This is a genomic window from Sporosarcina ureae DSM 2281 (genome assembly GCF_000425545.1).
GTDB lineage: Bacteria > Bacillota > Bacilli > Bacillales_A > Planococcaceae > Sporosarcina > Sporosarcina ureae.
This window is the reverse complement of the sequence record NZ_AUDQ01000001.1, coordinates 173,847-196,401: the sequence shown is the minus strand read 5'-3', so window position 1 is coordinate 196,401 and position 22,555 is coordinate 173,847. Positions and strand designations below refer to the sequence as shown.

The following is a 22,555-nucleotide window of genomic DNA, read 5'->3' as shown; positions in this document are numbered from 1 at the left end:
ACAAAAGTTGATAATAGAAAGGAAGTTTGAAATTGGAAAAACGACGTGTAGTAGTAACGGGTATCGGTGGAATCTCGCCAGTCGGTAACTCGGCTGAAGAATCTTGGAAAGCAGTGTTAGAAGGAAAATCTGGAATTGACGTCATGACAAGACTAGATCAAGAAAAATTCCCAGTCAGTGTGATGGCAGAAGTTAAAGGTTTCAATATCGAGGAATACGTTTCCCGCAAAGATGCCCGTAAAATGGATCGGTTCACGCACTATGCAGTCGCGTCTTCGATGATGGCAATGAAAGATGCGAACCTGGAACTTGAAGGCGACTTAGCGCTACGTACAGGAGTTTGGATCGGTTCTGGAATCGGCGGAATGGAATCACACGAGACACAATTTAATACATTCCTTGAAAAAGGTTATCGACGTGTCAGTCCATTTTTCGTTCCTATGATGATTCCCGATATGGCTGCAGGACAAGTATCCATTTTCACAGGTGCTAAAGGAATCAACTCTTGTTCGGTAACAGCTTGTGCATCTGGTACAAACTCTATCGGGGATGCATTTGAAGTGATCCTGCGTGGAGATGCAGACGTGATGATTACAGGTGGAACTGAAGCACCTATCACGTCACTTGCAGTAGCAGGCTTTATCGCAAGCACAGCATTATCTTTAAATGATGATCCTACAAAAGCTTCCCGTCCGTTCGATAAAAATCGTGATGGTTTCGTAATGGGTGAAGGTGCAGGAATTATGATTTTGGAAGAATATGAGCATGCGGTTGCCCGTGGCGCGAAGATCTATGCAGAAATCGTTGGATACGGTTCCACTGGAGATGCACACCATATTACAGCACCTGCACCAGGCGGAGAAGGTGGAGCGCGTGCGATGCAACAGGCATTAGCAAAAGCGGGCGTTGAACCTACGCAAGTGGATTATATTAATGCGCACGGCACGAGCACGCCGTATAATGATTTATTTGAGACGTTGGCAGCGAAGACTGTGTTTGGTGATCATGCGTATAAGTTGGCAATGAGTTCGACTAAATCGATGACGGGTCATTTGCTTGGTGCGGCTGGCGGTATTGAGGCGATCTTTACTGTGAAGGCGTTGCAGGAAGGGATTTTACCTCCTACGATGAATTACGAGACGCCGGATCCAGAGTGTGATTTGGATTATGTAGTGAATGAGGCGCGTAAAGCAGATATTACGTATGCTATGAGTAATTCGCTAGGCTTTGGCGGGCATAATGCTTCGTTGGTGTTTAAGAAGATATAAAGATGGACGGAAAGGGTCGTTTAGACTCCTTTCCGTTTTTTTTTATGGAAGAAATTCAAGGTCAAAGGCCATGCTCAAGGTGGATAGCGCCGTAGACCGACGTTCCAGGCGGACGCTTTCCCATGGGCCCGCGGTGAGCCAACTAGGTCGCAAGCTCCCTATAGTTGTCTCACCTGATCGGGCTGATCCATCGGGAGTCGCCGCCTTCCACTTACGGTCAACTAGTGTGTTGTTCTATCAAGTGAACATCGGCGCATTAAAACTTGAAGCCAAAGCCGAAACCAAATAAAACCAATTTATAATAAAAAAGACTGAAGACATGCTCCATGGAAGGTTTTTCGGGAGATGTTTTCAGTCTTTTTGGTTGTGGGCGACGGGACTCGTCTAATTACACCTGGTCTGAACATAGGATGAAAGAAAAGGGTAAAGGACGAGATGTCTGTGACGCGTTTTTTTGTGTTTGTTTGTAGTTATTGTGTGATTGTCGTGACGTTAGCTAATTTGTTGTTTTACTTGAATTATTCTGCGCTTGGTTATAACTATCGACAGATTTTGATTTTCATATTGCAGTCGACGGATTTTATGATGTTGGTAGGTGCAATTATTTTATTGCTGCTTACCGTGTACGTCCCAAGCCCATCGCGGCCTCCATCTTTTTGAGTGTGGCGGAAGCGATGGTGTTTGCTTTTTCTGCTCCTTGGTCGAGGATTGCATCGAGTTCAGGAGAGTTGATTAGTTCGTGATAACGTTCTTGGATTCCAGCTAAGTGTTGGTTGATAGCTTCAGCGACACCGGCCTTAAATGCCCCGTAGCCTTGGCCTTCGTATTTTACTTCTAATTCTTCGATCGACAAACCACTTAGTGAAGATTCAATAATCAATAAATTGGAGACACCTGGTTTATTTTCTACGTCAAATTTCACGATACCTTCAGAATCCGTTACAGCACTTTTGACTTTCTTTTCGATTTCTTTTGGTGTGTCTAAAATCGTAATCGTCGCTTTTTTATTTGGATCAGATTTACTCATTTTCTTCAGAGGATCTTGTAAAGATTTTATACGAGCACCATTTTTAGGAATACGAACGGCTGGAATGGTCAATACTTTTCCATATCGGCTATTGAAACGCTCTGCTAGATCTCTAGTTAGCTCTAAATGTTGCTTCTGATCTTCCCCGACAGGCACAATATCCGTATTATACAATAAAATGTCCGCAGCCATTAATGGAGGGTAGGTAAGAAGTGCGGCAGATACACCTTCTGCTCCATCTGATTTGTCTTTAAACTGTGTCATACGTTCGAGTTCACCAATGTACGATATGCATTGCATGATCCATCCAGCTTGTGCATGAGCTGGAACTTCTGATTGGATAAACAATGTGGATTTATTTGGATCAATGCCACTTGCGATATACGTTGCAGCTAATGAACGAATCGCTTGTTTAAGGTCATCTGGATTTTGTTGTACTGTGATTGCGTGCTGATCTACGATACAAAAAATACAATCCTCGTCGTTTTGTAGTTCAACGAATTGACGGAATGCGCCAATGTAGTTCCCTAATGTGATGACACCTGTTGGTTGTACGCCCGAAAAAATAGTTTTCATAATAATGTTTCCTCCTTTTAATTGTCGACTGGAACGAAACAGTCTGTATCATACGTGAAAAATGGCATAAAAAAACATCAGTCATCCCCTGTAAATAGGGACGATTGATGAAAGGTAACCGTGGTACCACCCGAATTGCTACTAATAGCCACTCAATTCCCGTAACGTGGGAAGACGTGATGGAGTACTGTTTTCATCCATCAAGCTCAGGAGCCCATTCTTTTTGTAAGGTTTTACTTGTTTTCACCTTATACAAGCTCTCTACAAAAACCACCACAAAAATACTTATTCCTTCAATGCCATTCACTTATTGCTTAAGATTATATCGATACCTTGTAAAGAATGCAACTTTGATTGGATGAAAAGAAAAAGATTTGCACAACATGAAACCTTTTAGTACACCTGTACGTACTATACAGAGAGGGAATAATTAGTAGAAGTATTTTCTAAATGAGAATGCATTTATTTACAAATGCAATGTTTAAAACATTTCTGCGCTGGGTATAAAAGAAGAAGATGTTCATTTATCGCAGAAAAATGCATGATTCTCTACTGGAATGTTGAAAAATAAGAAATTGTGTATTCCAGAAAAGTTTTTTCAAAAAACTATATTAATTGAGAATGATTATGTGTATAATGAACAGTATAGACATTAATTATAATAATTCTAAAGTGAATTACACGAATTGCAAATATACTAAAACTAATGAGCGTAAGCCGTGAGAAAGGACGTGTCAATAAATGGGTGTCACACTTTATACATCGCCTAGTTGTACATCTTGTAGAAAAGCAAAAGCATGGTTGGAGGAACATGAGATTCCTTATACAGAGCGTAACATCTTCTCTGAGCCATTAAATATTCAAGAAATCAAACAAATTCTTCGCATGACGGAAGATGGTACTGACGAAATTATTTCAACACGATCCAAAATATTTCAAAAGCTAAATGTTGACGTAGAAAGTCTTCCGCTTCAAAGACTATATGAATTGATACAAGAACATCCTGGTCTTTTAAGAAGACCAATCATTCTAGATGAAAAAAGACTCCAAGTAGGGTATAATGAAGATGAGATTCGTCGTTTCCTACCGAGAAAAGTTAGAGCCTATCAGCTGCTCGAAGCGCGGCGGATGGTAAACTAATCTTAATAACAAAAGCTGATAGGGATGACACGGGATACAATTGTGCCTATCAGCTTTTTTGAATTGATATTCCCTTGTATTCCTCTAGATGAGCCACTTCAATGCAAACATCGGTAAAATGAAATACAATTAACCCTTACGAAAACGTCGGAGCCGACATATAGTAGTAATAAGCATTGCAAGTGTGTATTAGTATATGACAGGGGAGGGCCTGTTCTACAGAAGGGAGAGATAAGGGATGGAAATAGAGCGCATTAATGAAAACACGGTAAAGTTTAATTTATCCTATGGAGATATTGAAGCCCGTGGTTTTAGTAAAGAAGACGTCTGGTATAACCGCGATAAAAGCGAAGAGCTTTTTTGGGATATGATGGATGAACTTGGTGATGATACGGAATTTGAAGTAGAAGGACCGCTTTGGATTCAAGTCAACGCTATGAATGAAGGCATTGAAGTGATTGTAACTCGCGCACATCTTCCGAAGAACGCAGAATCATCACAGTTTCCTTTTGGAATTGAAGATCCAGAAGAATTATTCGACCCAATTTTCGATGCGATTACTGAGTCTGAAGAGGAAAGTGAAGAAGAGTTACAAGTTACAGATAGATTATTTGTTTTCAATGAGTTTGACCAGATCATACCATTGGCCAGCAAAATGATTTCACTCGAAGACGAATTTGATTCGCAACTATATGCATTCGAGGATCGTTATTATCTCAACTTACGCTTCGACTATTCTCTCATTGAGAAGAAACGTGCGAAGGACATTGCCAGCATGGTAACAGAATACGGTGCAGTGTCTAAGATGTCTATTCATCGTATAGGTGAGTACGGCAAGGAAGTCATGGGATCTGACGTATTTGAACAAGTAAATAAATATTTCTCATAATACTCTAAAAGGCTACCAGTAACTTGGTAGCCTTTTTTGTTTTGCCAACCAACGCTAGCTTTTTCGTTTGGTAGTATATGGGGCTAGTTCAAGTACTTGTTGGATTACATTTCTATTTAGCAGGCCTAATAATCGAAGTTGGCTTGTGGTTCTGCCACGTACTTTTCTTTTTCCTATTCAATTAGGGGTTGTAGTTTAGCTGGCAATCGAAGTGGCAACTTCATTGCCGCCACTTCGGCGCTGGTGGACGGCTCTCGCGATGAGCCGCCACAGCAGGCGCCTTCGTTGCGTCGAGTGTAGGGCAGTTCGTAGACTTCTTTCGCAAGCAATACATACGAGATATCATGATGTAGCTGATATTTTTTACTATTAGAACCACAACGAAAATAACTACCCCTCAGTAGCACAGGCACAACTGCGGGGTAGGCCGTGGCCATGAGACAACTGGCAGCACTACCGCCAGCTGGCTCCTGGCTGTAGGCAATCCCCCACGTGCCTGTGCGGGTTCAGAAAACGAACACTCAGCCACTTCAATCCTCAACGACCAGTCGAGCTACGCCCCCAACCAAAAGTGCCAGAGACCCGAAGCCGCCTAGTCTCTCTGTCAACCGCGCTTGCAGGTTGGGTAAGGTAAGCAATTGAATATTCTAAGAACCACAACCAAAATAAACATCACTCAGTAGCACAGGCACAACTGCGGGGTAAGCCGTGGCCAGGAGACAACTGGCAGCACCACCGCCAGCTGGCTCCTGGCTGTAGGCAATCCCCCACGTGCCTGCGCGGGTCCAGAAAGCAGACACTTACTAACTTCCATCCCCAACAACCAGTCGAGCTACGCCCCCAACAAATAGTAACAAAGCCCCGCAGCCGCCTAGTCTTTACGCCAACCAAGATTCTAAGTTGGGGAATATAGGCAACTCCTCAACTGACTAACCTAGTCAAAATCGAAAAAATATAAAACTTGCCCCTTGCCAACTAATCAGAAAATTCGTAGTATAAAAGAGAAGGAGTGTGAAAGCCTTGTTAACAGCTCTTACAAGTGGCGGGAAGCAAGTCGTGCTAACACGGCAGTCATCCCTGACCAGCTTACGAGAGTGGCGTAAAAACGAAACCTATTATTGTCCTCAATGCAAAGAACAAGTACTCCTGAAAGTCGGCGACATTGTCATCCCACACTTTGCTCATCTGAAGCAAACCACCTGCCGGGACAGCTTTTCAGAAGGGGAGTCCCCAACCCATCTGCTCGGTAAAATCCAACTCTATGAACTATTTTCACAACTACACCTACAAACTAAAATGGAGCCATATCTGCCCGCTATTCGGCAACGTCCCGATCTGCTAGTAACATGGCAAAACGAACAAATTCCGATCGAATTCCAATGCAGTACGATTCCCATTGCACGTATCCTCGAGCGTAATGCAGGGTACCATACCGTAAATATGCTCCCTATATGGATCGTCTTAACGCCACCAAAAATCCAAGACTCTTCGGCATTTGTTCTTGCCTATCAATTGACGCAATTCCAACAACACTTTATCCGCCACATTCATTCAAGTACTAAAGAAAAATTGTCAGTTTTCTTAACGTACAATCCGTCAAAGCAACAATTTCACTATCTCAGTCACTTCATTCATCTTCGCGGCACCGCGTTTGCGATGTGTCACTCCGTTATGCGAATCAAACATCAAACGATTCCGTTTGCTATTCCTGCTACTCCTTCCAGAAAAGATATAGAAGACCTGACGCGTCAATATCAATCTGCACGCCGAAAGTATCTTCGGTCGGTAATTGGGTATAATCAAAGAGGTATCCATCATCGCTTTTTGCGTGCGTGTTATGAAATGCGTATGCAGCCCATTCAATTACCCGCATGGATTGGTGTTCCGACATTTGGACAAGCGGCATTTACAGAGTCTGATTGTGAATGGCAATTACTACTGATTGCGGCTATCCGACAAACGAGATGTACGCCCTTTCAATTAAATCGCTCCACTCTTCATTCATTTGTCAAAACATTTGAAGGGGATTCAAGCCTACAGTTGGAAGCTTGTCAAAACTATGTGGATTTCTTGAGAGAGCAACGCATAGATATTTATCGGATGGATAAATTTATGAGGAGAGATTTTGTACTGGAAATACTTTCAGGGCGATTTCTTGCAATGCATGCTAGGAATTGAGAAAATACAATAGAATCAAATAACGGTAAATGCAGAAGGAGGAATTGGATTGACGAATGATAACAAAGTACTGACGCGCGATGAGGTATCGGAAGAGGAAACATGGCGCTTGGAAGATATATTTTCTTCTGATGAAGAATGGGATAAAGAATACAGCAAAATTGAAGAGATGGCTAAAGATGCAGAACAGTATAAAGGCACTCTTGGCAATGGCGCTCGTCCACTTTTTGAAGCGTTAACCTATCGTGATAAATTGGCAGAACGACTACGTAGATTGTATACGTATGCGCATCTGAAAACAGATCAAGATACAACGAACAGCTTTTATCAGGCAATGGATGGCCGAATTCGAACGTTAGTTGTAAAAATATCTACAGCGTTATCTTATTTCACTCCAGAGTTACTTTCCATCGATGAAAAGCAATTGAATGAAACAATTGAGTCACATGAAGGCTTGCGTTTATATAAACAGGAATTTGAAGAGTTGAATGCAGAACGTGCTCACGTCTTGTCCTCAGAACAGGAACAATTAATCGCGCAGTTGTCTGAAGTAACAGGAAAATCTTCTGAAACATTCAGTATGTTGAACAACGCGGATCTAACTTTCGGTTTGGTCAAAGACGAAGACGGCAATGACGTGCAATTAACACATGGTCGTTATTCACAATTCCTAGAGAGCAAAGATCCAAAAGTTCGCGAAGCGGCATTTAAAGAAATGTATTCAAGATATGGAGAGTTCAAAAATACATTTGCTTCGACGTTAAGCGGTAACGTAAAAGGGCATAATGTGAATGCAAGAATTAGAAATTATAGTTCAGCAAGAGAGGCAGCATTATCCAATAACCATATTCCCGAGCAAGTATATGAAAACCTGTTGTCTACTATAAATAAGAATCTTGGTTTATTGCATCGCTATGTAGCATTGCGTAAAAAAATATTGAAAGTAGATACGCTTCATATGTGGGATATCTACACGCCACTAGTGGAAGATACAGAGATGAAATACACATACGAGGAAGCGAAAGAAACTATGCTTGAGAGCTTCCATCCGCTCGGTAAAGATTATCAGGCTGTTGTAAAAGAAGGTCTTGATAATCGCTGGGTTGATGTTCGTGAAAATAAAGGGAAACGTTCAGGCGCGTATTCCTCAGGTTCTTATGGAACAAACCCATACATCTTAATGAACTGGCAAGACAATGTGAACAATCTATTTACGCTAGCACATGAGTTCGGACATAGTGTACACAGTTATTATTCACGTAAGTATCAACCATTCATTTATAGTGGTTATTCTATATTTGTGGCCGAAGTGGCGTCGACAGTCAATGAAGCATTGCTGAATGATCACTTATTGAAAGTGACGACAGACGAAGATCAGCGAATCTACTTGTTGAACTATTGGCTAGATGGATTCCGTGCGACGGTGTTCCGCCAGACCATGTTTGCGGAATACGAACACTTAATCCATAAGCTGGATCAAGAAGGTGTGCCATTAACGGCTGAAAAGTTAACAGAGGAATATTATGCGTTAAATAAAAAGTATTATGGTGACGCGATTGTTAGTGACGAGGAAATCGGTTTAGAATGGGCACGTATTCCTCACTTCTATATGAATTATTATGTCTATCAATACGCGACAGGATATAGTGCAGCTGTAGCACTCAGTAAGCAGATTCTAGAAGAGGGAGAGCCTGCAGTAGAACGTTATATTACGAACTTCTTGAAGGCGGGATCATCGGATTATCCTATCGAAGTACTGAAAAAAGCGGGTGTCGATATGACATCTGAAAAACCGATCGAAGAAGCTTGCCGAGTATTTGAAGCGCGATTAGATGAGCTGGAACGTTTATTAGCAAAAAGAGGGTAATTTTCGATTCCGTGTTTCGACAGACATCTGCGAATACCGTGACATTTAAATGAAAGCTGTTATAATTTGTTGAAGTCATAAGTCATTTATGATATGGTGTTAATGTGGAATAAATCACATACCAAACATACACCCCTTTTGTTTGAACGTGAACATTTCTCCCATTCCCTTTGAAGAAGAGCATTCACTCCCCCCCAGGAGCGGATGCTCTTTTCTTTATGTTATTTTCATAGTAAAAAGTCGAAGCCCCCAAGTAATTGGTGGGCTTCGACAAGTATAAGGGCTATTTAATTAGTGAACAATTAGGTTGCTTTTTGCGCCATAACGTACGATCTTGAAATGGAATCCGTTCGATTTCCTGTTTCAGTAAGCGTTTCTTTAATTCGCGTTCAGCTTCTTTTTCTGTCACATGACCCATTTCTGCAATTTCTGTCGTGGTGAGTAGATCGAAGCGATTGAACAAAGAATCAATAGAAGGGGGCATCTCTGGTAGAAGTTGTCCTCCGACTAGTTCTTCTAAAATCTGTTCGTAGATTGCATAGTCATAGAGACCGCTCACTTTCAATCCTTCGTCTTCAATGTTGCTATTGAAGAAGACGAAAGTTGGAGCTTCATCCACTTCCATTTCGTTACCTAAATACATATCGACTTGCAAAGCACGTGATGTTTCTTCAGAAGTAAAATCTGCAATAAATTCATCTACGTCTAAATTAATGCGTGCAGCAATTTCAATGAGTACTGAATAGGATGCGACGTCACGCTTTTTCAAAAAGGAATACTCAAGTAAACAGGACAAGTAACGGAATCCAGCTCTCTTACCTTGGAACTCAGCAGCTTTTACTGCAATATTAGGAAAACAAGGATTTGACCGCTTCGTTGACTTGGCATCGTTCGGATCTATTAAAGAAGGTGGATTCAGTTTTGTCATAGGCGTTCTCAACGCGATGCGTAACGTAAAATAATGATCGTATTGGACTTGCATTTTACGTAGCAATGGTTGCAGTGACCAACAATCCTTACAATAAGGATCTAGAAATACATAGAGTTCAATGGGCTTTACTGAAGCAGAGTAGTGTAACGTATCATCAATAACAGTTAGATAGTTCACTGATCTTCCTCCTCGTTCCTATTTACCATATGGTTGGCTGTTAAGACAAGGCGCTTATAGTAGACTTCCCGAAGTGGACCCTCCAGTCCTACGTCGTCCATTGCCTCAGCCATGCAAGCTAGCCATGCTTCCGCGCGTGTAGGTGTGATAGGGAAAGGGTTATGTCGGGCTTTCATCATAGGATGTCCATGTTCTTCAGTGAACAGGTTGGGTCCACCTAGATATTGTGTTTGAAATTGTTTTTGCTTCCTAATGGTTTCGGATAAATCATCAGGGAATATTGGAATGAGGTCTGGGTGAACAGCCACTTTTGCGTAAAATGTTTCAATTAGTTCGTGTAACTTTTTCTCGCCGATCTCCTCAAAAGGGATGACAGGTTTTCGAGTCATTGAATTCACACCCCTTCGTTCATCTGTATCTGTATTCTATCAACGAACGAATTTCTATACAAATAAAAGAACTTATTTTATTTCTTGTTATATAGCAGATTTACTGTTTGGAGTCGGATAAACCATTGGTACTAGTGATTCGATGGACGCCGTTGACCTGCGTTCCGCGGGCACGGCTTCAATCTCCTTGTCCGCTTCGAGTACAAAGATGTGCTCCTAACGCTTCGCTTTTACTCGCATAAGCCGTACTTTGCAACGGCTCTTCCTGCGGGGCTTTCAGCTCTCGTTTTTCCTGGAGTCGCCTTGCACTCCGTTCAACTGTTTAGCTTTTTAGAAATAGTATGCGGAATTATTGATATAATACAGAATATTAAACCATTTGCTGGTAGTAGTTCATGACTTTTTTTACGTAGTTCTGGGTTTCTTTGAAGGGAGGGATGCCTCCGTATTTTTTTACGTTCCCCGGTCCAGCGTTGTATGCTGCTAGTGCCATTTCGTTTGAGCCGAATTGGTTAAGCATGTTGCGCAAGTATTTGGCTCCGCCCATGATGTTTTGTTTTGGATCCATGGGGTTGGATACACCAAGGTATTTGGCTGTGCCTGGCATTAGTTGCATGAGTCCGGCTGCGCCTGCATGACTTTTTGCGTTGCTTTTAAAGTTGGATTCTTGTTTGATGACGGCGGCAATTAGTTTTTCCGGTAGTTGATATTTGTCGGCAGCTTGTTTGATGATGTCTGCATATGGATTGTTCGTTCCTGGTGACGAGGTGGCGGGTGATGTAGCGGTAAATTCTTCAACTGGGTTTGTGGATATGCCAAACGGTATTACGTTGCTTCCTTGGCTAAATAGTTGTTCCGATTGTTTTGCAAGTTCAGGGCTCAATTGATTGCCTTCCATTAATTGTGTAAGCATCATTTGAAATTCATTGGAGCTAGTCGGTGGATTGTTACTAAAGGACTGGACCGCTCCAAGAGTTTGTAGCGTATTGATTTCAAGGAGTAACCGAGTGTTAATTGGGTCAAGATTCATACTTTTTCCTCCTGTTTAGTAAAGGTATTAAATAAATTCATTTATTATATCTATTATACCAACTTTCTTACCATAATGCACAGTAACGAAATGCAACTACGTGTGTCATATGGTAGACTAAACGTAAAGTCTTTAATTAAGGAAGTGAATGTCTTGGATATGAAAAATGTGATCATTGAAACAAGTCAAAACGATAATGAAATTCAATTTATATTGAATCCTGAGGCAGAGTGGCCGTTAGGTTCCCCAACTGGAACAATGTTGACAGACACAGATCGTCAATCCTTTGTATATATATTTGATCACGAGACCGGCTATCGTTATGCATATTTCACAAAAGACAGCTGGAACGGACTAGTGGATATGCTGTTACAACAAGCTGAACCCGTGTTGGTTTGGCAAGACGAGAAAATATTATTAACAGGTGCTGCAGACGAATTGCAGGCGTTGATTTTCAATATTGAGGGTAATGATAACTATGGCGAGGAATTCAGTACAGCTGTCGAAGAAATATTCAGGCCGGTGCTGGAAAAGGTGAATTGATATATGGCGAAACAAATTCACAAAAAGAATGGAAGTGACGTAATGAAATTCACAATTCAGTCGCGAAATGACGAGATATCCAATAAGTTAATGAAAGAAGCACGTGTGTATTTACGCGATTTCGGTTTGAAATACGATGAGGAAGAACCGGATATTGTTTTGTCCATCGGTGGGGATGGAACGCTATTACATGCTTTCCATAAATACATACACCGCTTAGATAAGACATCGTTTGTGGGGATTCATACGGGACACTTAGGGTTTTATGCAGACTGGAAACCATCTGAAATAGAAAAATTGGTGATCTTGATCGCAAGACAAGAGTACGAAGTCATCGAGTATCCTTTGATCGAAGTAACGATTAATTATCGTCATTCTGAAAAAAGTGCATCTTATTTAGCGTTGAATGAATCCACAGTTAAGTCACCTGAAGTTACTTTGGTGATGGATGTTGAGTTAAATGGAGAACACTTTGAACGCTTTAGGGGAGATGGACTTTGCATGTCAACACCGTCTGGTTCAACTGCTTACAGTAAATCTCTTGGTGGTGCGATTATCCATCCTTCATTGCCATCCATGCAATTGACAGAAATGGCATCGATTAATAATCGTGTATTCCGTACAGTCGGATCTCCACTCATTTTACCGGATCATCACATCTGTACATTGACGCCTGTAAAAGGCCCTGATTTCATGGTAACAGTCGATCATTTGCAGCTCCTTCATAAAGATGTTAAATCCATTGAATACAAAGTATCCAATGAAAAAATGGGCTTTGCACGCTTCCGTCCTTTCCCATTCTGGAAACGTGTAGAAGAATCATTCGTAGCGAGTGATTTAATCTATGAACGTGAAGATGATGAAAAGAAAAAATAATACGTTGTTTCAATTACAATTCGTTGTGAAGGAAAGTGGACTGCTTCGTGAATTTTTGGCACAGCATGAAATTTCCAAAACGACGTTAACGGCTATTAAATATCGCGGCGGAGAGATTCTGGTGAATGGACAGTCTCAAAACGTGCGTCATAAGTTGCAGCCATATGATCAAGTGACAGTATTGTTCCCTCCAGAACAGGTGAGTGATGGGTTGACTCCACAAGAGGGTGCTTTATCCATTTTGTATGAAGATGAAACCCTTCTGGTGCTTGATAAACCAGCTGGACAGAGCACGATACCTTCTCGCAATCATCCTTCTGGAACGCTTGCGAATTTTGTCTGTGGAAAATTTGAAAGAGAAGGTATTCTTTCAACTGCTCATATGGTGACACGCCTTGATACGGATACATCAGGAATTATTTGTGTGGCGAAAAACCGCCATATCCATCATCTGTTGAGCAAGCAGATGGCGCAGGATTTGTTTCAACGCCAATATACTGCATTCGCACAAGGTATCATTACTACACCATTCGTGACGATCGAACAACCGATTGGCAGAAAAGAAGGTAGTATCATTGAAAGAATTGTACGGCAAGATGGTCAGTATTCAAAAACGGATGTTTCAGTAAAGGCGCATTATCGTAATGCAGAAGACTGTTTCTCCGTCATAGACTTGACGTTGCACACAGGCCGTACGCATCAAATACGTGTGCATATGCAATGGCTCGGTCATCCGCTTGTGGGTGACGATTTATACGGTGCGAACCTAGATGTATTCCCACGCCAAGCATTGCATTGCTCGGGCGTCAGTTTACTTCACCCAATCACGAGGAAGAGAATGCATTTTACTAGTCCGTTGCCAGAAGATATGAAATACTACTTACGGAAAAGTCAGCAAGTGTGCGGATTCTCTCAACAGCAACAACTCTGAAAATGTAAAAAAACATGTACGGTGTATAGGAACTTACTAGTACGTGAGAGCGTACTGTATGTGCAGAAGGGAAGGTGTGAAATCATGACTACTCAACCAGAACAAATGAAAAGTGAAATTGTTTTGGATATAGATAAGTTGCGAGAATTGCTGAACAACGAAGACATCCATTCGTTCAGACAGGAATATCTTGCACTTCATCCATATGATCGAGCGACTTTTTATGAAGAAGTTGGTGCAGAGCTTCGGGAATTAATGTATTTTTATCTATCACCAAAAGAACTTGCGGAAATATTTGAAACAAGTGAAATTGAAGAAGATGAATACGAAGAGTTCCTTGAGGAGATGGACGCGACATATGCCGCAGAGATGATTTCATACATGTTTGTGGATAATGCGGTAGATGTCCTGAAAGAACTAGATAAAAAGAAAGTCGTCAGCTATCTAACGTTGATGGATAAAGAAGCTGCGATTCAAATTAAAGCATTACTACACTATGAGGAATATACAGCCGGTTCGATCATGACGACAGAATTCGTTACGGTTTCTGAGAATTCAACTGTTCGTTCCGCTATGACCATTTTGCGTAGTGAAGCACCAAGCGCCGAGACGATTTACTATATTTTCGTTGTAGATGACTTTCAACGTTTAACAGGGGTCGTTTCGTTACGTGACTTAATTATTGCGGATGAAGATACATTAATTCGTTCCATTATGAGTGATCGCGTCGTTAGCGTATCTGTTTCCGATGATCAGGAAGACGTTGCTCGCACGATTCAGGACTATGATTTCTTGGCTGTGCCTGTTGTTGACTTCCAGCAACATATTTTGGGGATTATCACAGTTGATGACATTATCGATGTTATCGATGAAGAAGCATCGGATGACTATTCTAAGCTTGCTGGTGTCTCGACAATGGATACATTTGATAAGAACCCGTTCTCTGCTGCAAAAAAACGGATTCCCTGGTTGCTAATTTTATTAATTCTTGGAATGTTAACAGCCAACTTAATTGACCTATTTACTGAAACGATTTCCCAAGTCGCACTATTAGCAGCGTTTATCCCTTTAATCGCCGGAACTGCCGGAAATAGTGGGACACAGTCACTGGCTGTTGCGGTTCGTGGTATTGCAACGCGTGATATTGAGGATGAAAGTAAGATAAAGTTACTCATACGAGAAGCGGGCACTGGGATTATTACAGGTGTGATTTGTGCGATATTCGTCGTCCTATTAATCTTTATCTGGAAGCATGAATTAGTTATTGCTTTACTTGTAGGAGCAGCGATGATGGTCTCTATTTTCGTTGCAACCATTTCAGGATCATTTATTCCATTATTTATGCATAAACTCAAAGTGGACCCGGCTGTTGCCTCAGGACCATTTATTACAACTCTTAACGACGTGATCAGTGTCGTCATTTATCTAGGACTTGCAACAGTATTCCTTAGTTCTTTATGAACTGGGAATATTGTTTTTTTTATTTCGGAACGTTAGGCGTTTAGCTCACATATGCTAACTAAAAGGAAGTGATGAAAATGCGTCATGAAAAGCCGTTACTGTTCATCTCAAGCCCGATTATTAGAAAATATCGGTTTACGCCTATTACAGAAGAAGAAAGCACGTCCGTTTTCCAACCGGAGAACACAAGAGCAGTGGAACGTATCAACGATTTAACCGTTTCTGAAAACTCATTGGCACAAGAGTCACCAATGATACAACAAGAATTAGAAGCTACTCAACTATTCCGTGAAAGATTAGAATACTTACAACACCCATTCCGCAAAGAATTATACGCTCCATTAGAAATCATCACCGAGAACGGTGTCATTAAAGGCAAGCTGCACAATCTAGAAAACGAAATTGTCTGGATCAACTCGAACAAAGAAATAACGTCAATCCGTATTGAAGAAATCTTAGATATCCTCTGGAAACAGCAATCATTTACTATTTAATTCTTACTACTTAAAAGGCGAACCTATAAAAATGGGTTCGTCTTTTTATTCTTTTCTATACCTAAAAAAGGACGAACCCTATGAATATAGGATTCGCCATTTAGCATTGCAAGTAACAAATCAATCTTCGTCGCAGAAATCGATATACACATCATCGATACACTGAATACCGCAGAAACAACTCAAGTCAACCGTCAAACACGTATTCGTAGGTCCGAAACCATTCACCTTACAAATTTTTTCATAACAGATCTTTCCGTCCGTAGTAATATCAAACGGCAATCCGTTATATAAAGGTTGCAATACTTGAATGGTAGCACAGCAAGAATCAAACACTGTCTGTACGCGGAAAAATACGGAAACACAGCTCGTATGCTTATGAGGTGTTGACTTGTGATCAGCTAATGACTCCTCTGCCATCATTTTAGGATAATACTTACGTTTTCCACCTCGGAATACTGCCTTGAAATAGTCCCCGTTACCCGTCAGTAAACTGAACACGCGTGTGTTGACACGGCCTCTAACTGGGCTAACCAAACTGCCAAGTGGTGCCATGAAACAATCTGTATCACACTCTACACAATCCACTTCCGGACACGTATTCTGGACGCGTTGGATAAAGCGTACTACTTCACAAATACAATTCGACTTATGACAACCATCATGTTTGTTGTCTTTCTTTTCACATCCCACTACTGTCCACCTCCTGTTTGTCGTTCTCTATACTTTATGCATGGGTAATCGACATGACAGGGCGCATTCCTCAATATGCATAAATCCGACATAAAAGATACATGCTAGACAGAAGGGAGGCGTTGCATTTGAAGAAGCTGAGTATATTGTTAATTATTCTTGGTCTACTTACTGGTTGCAGTGAAAAAGGAACGTATATTAAAAATACAACTTCGCAGGATGAGAATTCGGTAGAGAAAGTCATAATGAATAATGAACATGTGAAGCTAGCAAAGGTACTGTTATTTGAAGATGAATTGCTGGCAGGTATTCGTGTCAATACGTTTTCCCGATTTCAAAAGAAATCTATTGCTACTGACATTAAGAAAAAGTTGGAAAAAGAGTATCCTGATTTAAAAATTACGGTTTCAGCAGATAGTAAAATTCTGTTGGAAACGGAGAAGTTGATCCGTAAAAAAGGGGAAAAAGATTATCAAAAGAAAATAGATAAAATCAAATCAATCGAAAAGGAGCAAACCTAATGCAACAAGAAAAGTATGCCCAAATAGAGAAAGAGTTATCACCTAAACCTCCCATTTTGAAAAATGTAATTAGAGCTTTCTTGACAGGTGGTTTGATTTGTTTAGTTGGACAGTTCATTGCACTCTTTTATATTACGTACTTTGACTTTACGGAACGGACCGCGAGTAATCCGACTGTTGCCACAATGATTTTCATTGCGATGTTGTTAACGGGTTTTGGATTATATAAAAAGATTTCTCAATTTGGTGGAGCAGGGGCAGCGGTACCGATTACAGGATTCGGTAATGCCGTCGTCTCGGCTGCTATAGAACATAAGTCAGAAGGATATGTACTAGGTGTTGGCGGGAATATGTTTAAATTAGCGGGTTCAGTTATTTTATTCGGTGTTTTTTCTGCCTTCGTTGTAGCGCTGATCAAGACCATCTTAGTGAAATTTGGTGTGGTCTCATGGTAAAACGAGGCGTGTTAACCTTTCATTCCAAGCCAAGTATTTACGCAACAGGCGTAACAGCAGGTCCATTGGAAAATAAGAAAAGCGTATTTGCACAGCAATTCGATAAATTATACGAAGATGAGCGTTGTGATTTACCGACCAACGAAGACGGTCATAAGCAGTTAATGTATGATGCCGTATTGATTGCACTCAGTAAAGCAAAGAAACAGCCGGAGAAAATCGACTTTTTCTTAACTGGTGATTTGGTTAATCAAATGACCCCTTCAAATTTTACAGCCCATGCACTAGCTATTCCATATATCGGTCTGTTTTCTGCATGCGCTACTTCAGTCTCTTCTATGATCACTGCGGCATTACTCGCGGATGCTAAGCAAGCGAACTGGATCATGGCAGGTTCATCTAGTCAACATAACGCAATCGAACGACAGTTTCGATATCCGCTGGAGTATGGATCGCAAAAAAAAGCAACCGCACAGTGGACGGTCACGGCAGCTGGTGCAGTATTGATTGGACAACATAAACAGGGGACTCCAGTTATTACCTGCGCTACTGTAGGTAAAGTGATAGACATGGGAATGACAGATCCTTTGAATATGGGATCTGCGATGGCCCCAGCTGCCTGTGATACATTGATGAATCATTTAACAGGACATGATAGGACGATCGATGACTATGACACGATTATCACTGGAGATCTAGGGAGTAATGGTTTCAAAATACTTAAAGCGTTGGCAAATGAAAATGGTTTACCACATACGAAAAACTTTCGGGATGCCGGAGAAGAGTTTTATGGAAATGATCCGTCCTTCAAAGCGGGAGCAAGTGGATCTGGTTGTTCAGCAGCGGTGTTTCTTTCGGACGTCTATCAAAAAATGCTGACGGGAGAGTATAAGCGGGTTTTATTGTTGGCAACTGGTGCGTTGCTATCTCCTTTGTCATTTCAACAAGGGGATACAATTCCGTGTATTGCTCACGCGATTGAATTATCCATGGATGAGGTGACGGCAGAATGATATCTATATACATCACTGCGTTTATAGTAGGTGGCTTGATTTGTGTCATTGGACAATTACTAATGGATGTCGCCAAATTAACGCCTGCCCATACATTAGTTTCGTTGGTTGTGGCAGGGTCGGTGCTGGACGGCATTGGCTGGTATGAACCATTTATTGATTTCGCTGGTGCGGGCGCTACGATTCCCATTACGTCGTTCGGTAACGCGTTGACACACGGCGCAATGGCGGAAGCAGAGAAACATGGTCTGATCGGTGTGGTAACTGGAATGTTTGAAGTGACAAGTTCAGGAATCAGTGCGGCAATCATTTTCGGACTAATAGGTGCATTGCTCTTTACTTCAAAAGGAAATGTCTAAACTACTCAAACGCCCTCTCCAATTCATTCTTCTCTGCATATAGTAGAGGAGATAGGAAGGAGGGGTTTTTCATGTACGGATGTTATCCATCTCAAGGTTTCGGCGGTTACGGATACGGCGGAGGATGCGGTGAAAGATATGGCGGTTCTTCATTCGTCTTGATTGTAGTTCTGTTTATTTTATTGATCATCGTAGGCAGAAGCTATTTCTAAGGAGGAGAACTGAATATGAACGATTCATTCTTTAAAAAAATAGAATCTAAAACGGGTGTGCCAATGGAAGAAGTCTTTGCATTAGCGAATGCCATCCAATACGCCGATTTCAAAGACGAAAAACAAGTAAGAAAAATAATTAAAAAAGTAAGTCAAGTAGCAAACAAAGACGTGCCGCAATCAGTAGAAGATGAATTAGTCAACTCTATCATAACAAGTGGTAAAGGATTGAATTTGAACGATATTTCACAAATGCTTGGCGGTAAGTAAAATAAATTTACTAAAAGATGTTTAGGATGCTTGCTAAGTGGATAAACTAGTAATGATGATATAGTGGAGAGAGAGGTGTGCGTTATGGGTTATATACTACCAATACAAAACTATCAAGCGCAGCAGTATGCAGAACGTATGAATAACGAACGGCATAATTTTGCTTATATCGGACGAGTAAATCCTGTGCGTCTGAAAAATGAGGAATCGAGCTATTGGGAAGACGTTCTAGCAGATGAAGCAAGACGTCGTGAAGAACAAATGGAGCAGCGAAAAAAGCGCGCACCTCAACCTTTAGTGAAAAAAGGATTCATTGCTCCAAATCCAGCCCAATTCTCGCCTGAAATTGCAGATGTAGTAGGAAAGGGCCGAGCGATTAACAAATACGTCTGATACAGTAAAAATCCCCTTCACCACTTTTAAGCGGCGAAGGGGATTTTTTGCGCAATTAGTCGTTTTTCAAACTTTTTTCCATGGCGCGATGAGGAATATCCGCATCCATAAACTCAGGGGATGTTACAACATAGCCTAGTTTTTCGTAAAAGGGCACAGCATAGGACTGTGCATTCAGAACAAGTTTCTTCATGGAGTTTTTTAGAGCATGTTCTTCTAATGTGTTCATAATCAAAAACCCAAGATGTTTACCGCGATGTTCAGGTAAAATACAAATTCTCTCTATCTTACCGTGTGCATTTACTAGACCCCTCATTCGGCCGGCGCCGATTGGTTGATCCACTTCATCATAGACGACGAAGTGGATAGCCTCCTGATCGTGTTCGTCCAACTCAAGAATCAGCGGGACGCCTTGTTCTTCCACAAATACTTTCTTGCGGACAGTATATGCATCCTGCTGTCCTATTTCATCTGAGACGATTTTTACAGTGATCTGCAAATCAAGACTCACGATCAAGACGGAATGTCTCGTACACTGTCCACGACCCGTCTTCTAGTTGATAAAGTAAATGAATACGATCGATGACTTCCGAATGGTCAACACCTACCATTTTCATTTGGTTAATGACATCATCATGTTCACCAGAAGTCAGGTTTTGCGCAATTGTAACATGCGGAACAAAAGCATAATTATTTTCATCATGATAGAAGTTTACATTTAAATCCTTGTGTAACGCGAGAATTTCGTCGTTTGGTACAACTTTAAAGTAAATAGTGTTCGTAGTCGGCGCGAATGAGCCGACTTTTGTAACGTTCAACTCAAAAGGGCTGTTTTTAATTGTAATTTCTTTTAACGCATTTGCTACTTCTTCAATTTCCTTATCATTCGCTTCGAATGGATCTTTCAGCGTCATATGAGGTGTGATCAGCGCATAATGGGGATCATACCTCTTCCGATAGCCATTTGCTAAATCTTGAAGTTTTTTTGAAGGGAATGCAACAATACCGTATTTCATTTAAGATTGCCTCCTTGTGAATTGACTGAATTTTAGGTACATCTCTTTAAGTATATCAGAAAATAGTCCAACGTGTCTCCTTCTATTACTAAAGGCTATTTATTTCGATCAGCGCGCGACGAATATCAGGCTGCCATGACTTCCATGTATGATCTCCGTCCAGCTCTTCATAATAGTAAGGAAATCTTTTTTCTTTTATGACTTTATGCAATTCACGATTAGGTGTTAGAAAATCCAATCTGCCGTCAGCGGTTGTGGGTACATAAGTTTCTTTATCACCGATCACATGATAAATAGAAAGGTTGGCTGGGTTTTGATTGGCTTTCACTGATTCAAGTACTTGCTCATTAACGAATGGTGAATGCAACACTACTTTTCCGAAGCAATTTGGATATTTTAAAGCGGTCAATAAGGAGATGGATGCTGCCAATGAATCACCCATTAGCATTCTTGAAGAGCCCATTTGGTATGTTGGGTAGGTTTCATCAATATACTGAATTAACTCGTGTGCTAAAAAGCGGATATACGCTTTGTGTCGATCGCCTTCTGGGTGATACATACGTCTGCGTTCTTGTACCGTTTTGTATGGAATACCTACAATGATGACAGGTTCTATGATTTCTTCTTCCATTAATTCATCGGCAATTCGGCCAATCCGTCCGTATTGAAAATAGTCTTTGCCATCAGATACAAGCATGACATTGTGTTTGTACAAAGGGGAGTAGCGTGTTGGTAAATATATTAACAGTTCCATTTCTTCCTGTAGTTCATTGCTGTAAAAACGGATTTCTTCAATTTTTCCTGGATTCATTTTGTAGGACCTCCATAATTAATGTACACTTAGTAAATATCATACCGATAAATAACAGTGTAAAGCTAGTGAAAACTATTATGTATGAAGAGAGAGGAGAAATAATATGGATGAAGGTAAAAATATTGTTCATTCGGACGTCGTGACAGCAGCAACAAAAGACGCGCTGATCCGTCGTGGGGTTACAATTCAAGATATCGCAAAAATTGTTTATGAACTGCAAGTACCCTATAACAAAGGTTTGTCACTGGAACAGTGTGTTGACTCAGTAGAAAGCGTTCTTCGCAAACGTGAATTGCAGCACGCCATTTTGGTCGGGGTTGAATTGGATGAAATGGCTGAAAGAGGTCAGTTATCGGAACCACTTCAACAAATCGTTGAATCAGACGAGGGTCTATTCGGAGTCGATGAAACGATCGCGTTGGGTGCGGTATACACGTATGGTTCAATCGCGGTGACTACATTTGGTCACTTAGATAAGAACAAAGTGGGCATCATTAACGATTTGGATACCAAAAAAGGAATTGGTATTCACACGTTCTTAGATGATTTGGTAGCAAGTGTGGCGGCGTGTGCAGCGTCAAGAATCGCGCACAGAACTCGTGATCTGCAAGAAGCAGGCCTAACGTTTAAAGATGTGCAGAATGGCAAGAGCTAATATCGGAATCGAACTGCCCTAGATCATTATTTCTAGCGGCAGTTTTTTGTTTAAAGTGAAGTTGTTGAGTGCTTGTTTGAATACGGTTCTGTTAGTAGTGCGAATTAAGGGGTGTTGGATTGTGACGTTTGCACGTACTTTTTCTATTTGTGCATGGTCAGAAGTTTGCTGTTTTGCCGCCAATGTTAGTGGAGAGTTCATTGGCCCCGCTACGACGCTGGTGGAAAGCTTTCGCAATGAGCCGCAGACAGGAAAGTCGCCTGTCTCTGTCTTCTTGCTACGCCTATCACAGCAGTCGCCTTCGTTGGATTGTGTGCAAGGCAGTTCATATTCATCTTTTTCAAAAGCAGAAAATCAGTATCACCAAGTCGCAGATC

27 protein-coding genes and 1 other annotated feature are annotated in these 22,555 nt (G+C 41.2%); of the genes, 18 read left to right on the top strand and 9 right to left on the bottom strand.

Annotated features, from left to right (window positions below; translation table 11 throughout):
• Positions 1–32 precede the first annotated feature (32 nt).
• Positions 33–1,268, top strand: coding sequence for a beta-ketoacyl-ACP synthase II (fabF, locus tag H605_RS0100990; RefSeq protein ID WP_029052479.1), 1,236 nt, complete (start codon positions 33–35; stop codon positions 1,266–1,268).
• Between the two features lie 616 nt (positions 1,269–1,884).
• On the opposite strand, the gene trpS is transcribed toward fabF, so the two are convergent.
• Positions 1,885–2,871 (bottom strand): tryptophan--tRNA ligase, encoded by a 987-nt coding sequence (gene trpS, locus H605_RS0100985; RefSeq protein ID WP_029052478.1) that lies wholly within the window; start codon positions 2,869–2,871, stop codon positions 1,885–1,887.
• A 93-nt stretch (positions 2,872–2,964) separates the two neighbouring features.
• Positions 2,965–3,177 (bottom strand) — a binding site (T-box leader).
• A gap of 435 nt (positions 3,178–3,612) precedes the next feature.
• On the opposite strand from trpS, the gene spxA reads away from it, so the two are divergent.
• The 4 genes from spxA to pepF all read left to right on the top strand — a co-directional run bounded on the left by spxA (position 3,613) and on the right by pepF (position 8,945).
• On the top strand, positions 3,613–4,011 hold the full coding sequence (gene spxA / locus H605_RS0100980; RefSeq protein ID WP_009765721.1) for a transcriptional regulator SpxA: 399 nt from the start codon (positions 3,613–3,615) through the stop codon (positions 4,009–4,011).
• Between the two features lie 238 nt (positions 4,012–4,249).
• Entirely contained in the window at positions 4,250–4,900 is a 651-nt protein-coding gene (mecA, locus tag H605_RS0100975) for an adaptor protein MecA (RefSeq protein WP_029052477.1), read from the top strand.
• Between the two features lie 1,020 nt (positions 4,901–5,920).
• Entirely contained in the window at positions 5,921–7,078 is a 1,158-nt protein-coding gene (locus H605_RS17145; RefSeq protein ID WP_051210418.1) for a competence protein CoiA, read from the top strand.
• Positions 7,079–7,127: 49 nt separating this feature from the next.
• Positions 7,128–8,945, top strand: a complete 1,818-nt coding sequence (gene pepF, locus H605_RS0100965) for an oligoendopeptidase F (RefSeq protein ID WP_029052476.1) — start codon at positions 7,128–7,130, stop codon at positions 8,943–8,945.
• 283 nt (positions 8,946–9,228) lie between these two features.
• On the opposite strand, the gene H605_RS0100960 is transcribed toward pepF, so the two are convergent.
• From H605_RS0100960 to H605_RS0100950, 3 genes are all read right to left on the bottom strand, one after another.
• Positions 9,229–10,053, bottom strand: a complete 825-nt coding sequence (locus H605_RS0100960) for a DsbA family protein (RefSeq protein WP_029052475.1) — start codon at positions 10,051–10,053, stop codon at positions 9,229–9,231.
• Positions 10,050–10,442, bottom strand: a complete 393-nt coding sequence (locus H605_RS0100955; RefSeq protein ID WP_029052474.1) for a globin domain-containing protein — start codon at positions 10,440–10,442, stop codon at positions 10,050–10,052. Before H605_RS0100955 ends, H605_RS0100960 begins: the two co-directional genes overlap by 4 nt.
• A gap of 370 nt (positions 10,443–10,812) precedes the next feature.
• Complete coding sequence (locus H605_RS0100950) at positions 10,813–11,472, bottom strand: lytic transglycosylase domain-containing protein (RefSeq protein ID WP_029052473.1); 660 nt, start codon at positions 11,470–11,472, stop codon at positions 10,813–10,815.
• Between the two features lie 159 nt (positions 11,473–11,631).
• Between H605_RS0100950 and H605_RS0100945 the strand changes: the two genes are divergently transcribed.
• The 5 genes from H605_RS0100945 (at position 11,632) to H605_RS0100925 (ending at position 15,777) form a co-directional block, all read left to right on the top strand.
• Positions 11,632–12,015 (top strand): UPF0738 family protein, encoded by a 384-nt coding sequence (locus tag H605_RS0100945; protein ID WP_029052472.1) that lies wholly within the window; start codon positions 11,632–11,634, stop codon positions 12,013–12,015.
• A gap of 42 nt (positions 12,016–12,057) precedes the next feature.
• Entirely contained in the window at positions 12,058–12,891 is an 834-nt protein-coding gene (locus H605_RS0100940) for an NAD kinase (RefSeq protein WP_029052471.1), read from the top strand.
• On the top strand, positions 12,872–13,822 hold the full coding sequence (locus H605_RS0100935) for an RluA family pseudouridine synthase (protein WP_051210442.1): 951 nt from the start codon (positions 12,872–12,874) through the stop codon (positions 13,820–13,822). Before H605_RS0100940 ends, H605_RS0100935 begins: the two co-directional genes overlap by 20 nt.
• Before the next feature lie 84 nt (positions 13,823–13,906).
• Positions 13,907–15,283 carry a magnesium transporter gene (mgtE, locus tag H605_RS0100930; RefSeq protein ID WP_099692197.1) on the top strand — a complete coding sequence of 459 codons (1,377 nt, stop codon included), beginning with the start codon at positions 13,907–13,909 and terminating at the stop codon, positions 15,281–15,283.
• A gap of 77 nt (positions 15,284–15,360) precedes the next feature.
• Positions 15,361–15,777 carry a hypothetical protein gene (locus H605_RS0100925; protein WP_029052468.1) on the top strand — a complete coding sequence of 139 codons (417 nt, stop codon included), beginning with the start codon at positions 15,361–15,363 and terminating at the stop codon, positions 15,775–15,777.
• 120 nt (positions 15,778–15,897) lie between these two features.
• Here the strand turns inward: H605_RS0100925 and H605_RS0100920 are convergent, their stop codons facing one another.
• On the bottom strand, positions 15,898–16,470 hold the full coding sequence (locus H605_RS0100920; RefSeq protein WP_029052467.1) for a CotY/CotZ family spore coat protein: 573 nt from the start codon (positions 16,468–16,470) through the stop codon (positions 15,898–15,900).
• A 128-nt stretch (positions 16,471–16,598) separates the two neighbouring features.
• Between H605_RS0100920 and H605_RS0100915 the strand changes: the two genes are divergently transcribed.
• From H605_RS0100915 to H605_RS0100885, 7 genes are all read left to right on the top strand, one after another.
• The gene (locus tag H605_RS0100915) at positions 16,599–16,991 is read left to right on the top strand and encodes a hypothetical protein (protein WP_029052466.1); all 393 of its coding nucleotides are present in this window, start codon (positions 16,599–16,601) and stop codon (positions 16,989–16,991) included.
• Entirely contained in the window at positions 16,991–17,446 is a 456-nt protein-coding gene (gene spoVAC / locus H605_RS0100910; protein ID WP_029052465.1) for a stage V sporulation protein AC, read from the top strand. Before H605_RS0100915 ends, spoVAC begins: the two co-directional genes overlap by 1 nt.
• The gene (locus tag H605_RS0100905; RefSeq protein WP_029052464.1) at positions 17,440–18,459 is read left to right on the top strand and encodes a beta-ketoacyl-[acyl-carrier-protein] synthase family protein; all 1,020 of its coding nucleotides are present in this window, start codon (positions 17,440–17,442) and stop codon (positions 18,457–18,459) included. The genes spoVAC and H605_RS0100905 overlap by 7 nt, the downstream gene beginning before the upstream one ends.
• Positions 18,456–18,818 (top strand): stage V sporulation protein AE, encoded by a 363-nt coding sequence (gene spoVAE, locus H605_RS0100900; protein ID WP_029052463.1) that lies wholly within the window; start codon positions 18,456–18,458, stop codon positions 18,816–18,818. Before H605_RS0100905 ends, spoVAE begins: the two co-directional genes overlap by 4 nt.
• Positions 18,819–18,889: 71 nt before the next feature.
• Entirely contained in the window at positions 18,890–19,030 is a 141-nt protein-coding gene (locus H605_RS19525; RefSeq protein WP_081657799.1) for a YjcZ family sporulation protein, read from the top strand.
• Positions 19,031–19,045: 15 nt separating this feature from the next.
• Positions 19,046–19,300: a stage VI sporulation protein F gene (locus H605_RS0100890; protein WP_029052462.1), complete on the top strand. Its 255-nt coding sequence runs from the start codon at positions 19,046–19,048 to the stop codon at positions 19,298–19,300.
• Positions 19,301–19,384: 84 nt separating this feature from the next.
• Positions 19,385–19,693 carry a hypothetical protein gene (locus H605_RS0100885; protein WP_029052461.1) on the top strand — a complete coding sequence of 103 codons (309 nt, stop codon included), beginning with the start codon at positions 19,385–19,387 and terminating at the stop codon, positions 19,691–19,693.
• A 55-nt stretch (positions 19,694–19,748) separates the two neighbouring features.
• Here the strand turns inward: H605_RS0100885 and H605_RS0100880 are convergent, their stop codons facing one another.
• From H605_RS0100880 to H605_RS0100870, 3 genes are all read right to left on the bottom strand, one after another.
• The gene (locus tag H605_RS0100880; RefSeq protein ID WP_248681190.1) at positions 19,749–20,204 is read right to left on the bottom strand and encodes a GNAT family N-acetyltransferase; all 456 of its coding nucleotides are present in this window, start codon (positions 20,202–20,204) and stop codon (positions 19,749–19,751) included.
• Entirely contained in the window at positions 20,194–20,709 is a 516-nt protein-coding gene (locus H605_RS0100875) for a YjcG family protein (RefSeq protein WP_029052459.1), read from the bottom strand. The genes H605_RS0100880 and H605_RS0100875 overlap by 11 nt, the downstream gene beginning before the upstream one ends.
• Positions 20,710–20,797: 88 nt before the next feature.
• The gene (locus tag H605_RS0100870; protein WP_029052458.1) at positions 20,798–21,520 is read right to left on the bottom strand and encodes an alpha/beta hydrolase; all 723 of its coding nucleotides are present in this window, start codon (positions 21,518–21,520) and stop codon (positions 20,798–20,800) included.
• Between the two features lie 106 nt (positions 21,521–21,626).
• Between H605_RS0100870 and H605_RS0100865 the strand changes: the two genes are divergently transcribed.
• Positions 21,627–22,178, top strand: a complete 552-nt coding sequence (locus H605_RS0100865) for a phosphatidylglycerophosphatase A family protein (protein WP_029052457.1) — start codon at positions 21,627–21,629, stop codon at positions 22,176–22,178.
• A gap of 18 nt (positions 22,179–22,196) precedes the next feature.
• Here the strand turns inward: H605_RS0100865 and H605_RS19175 are convergent, their stop codons facing one another.
• Entirely contained in the window at positions 22,197–22,415 is a 219-nt protein-coding gene (locus H605_RS19175; RefSeq protein ID WP_211225420.1) for a hypothetical protein, read from the bottom strand.
• Positions 22,416–22,555 lie beyond the last annotated feature (140 nt).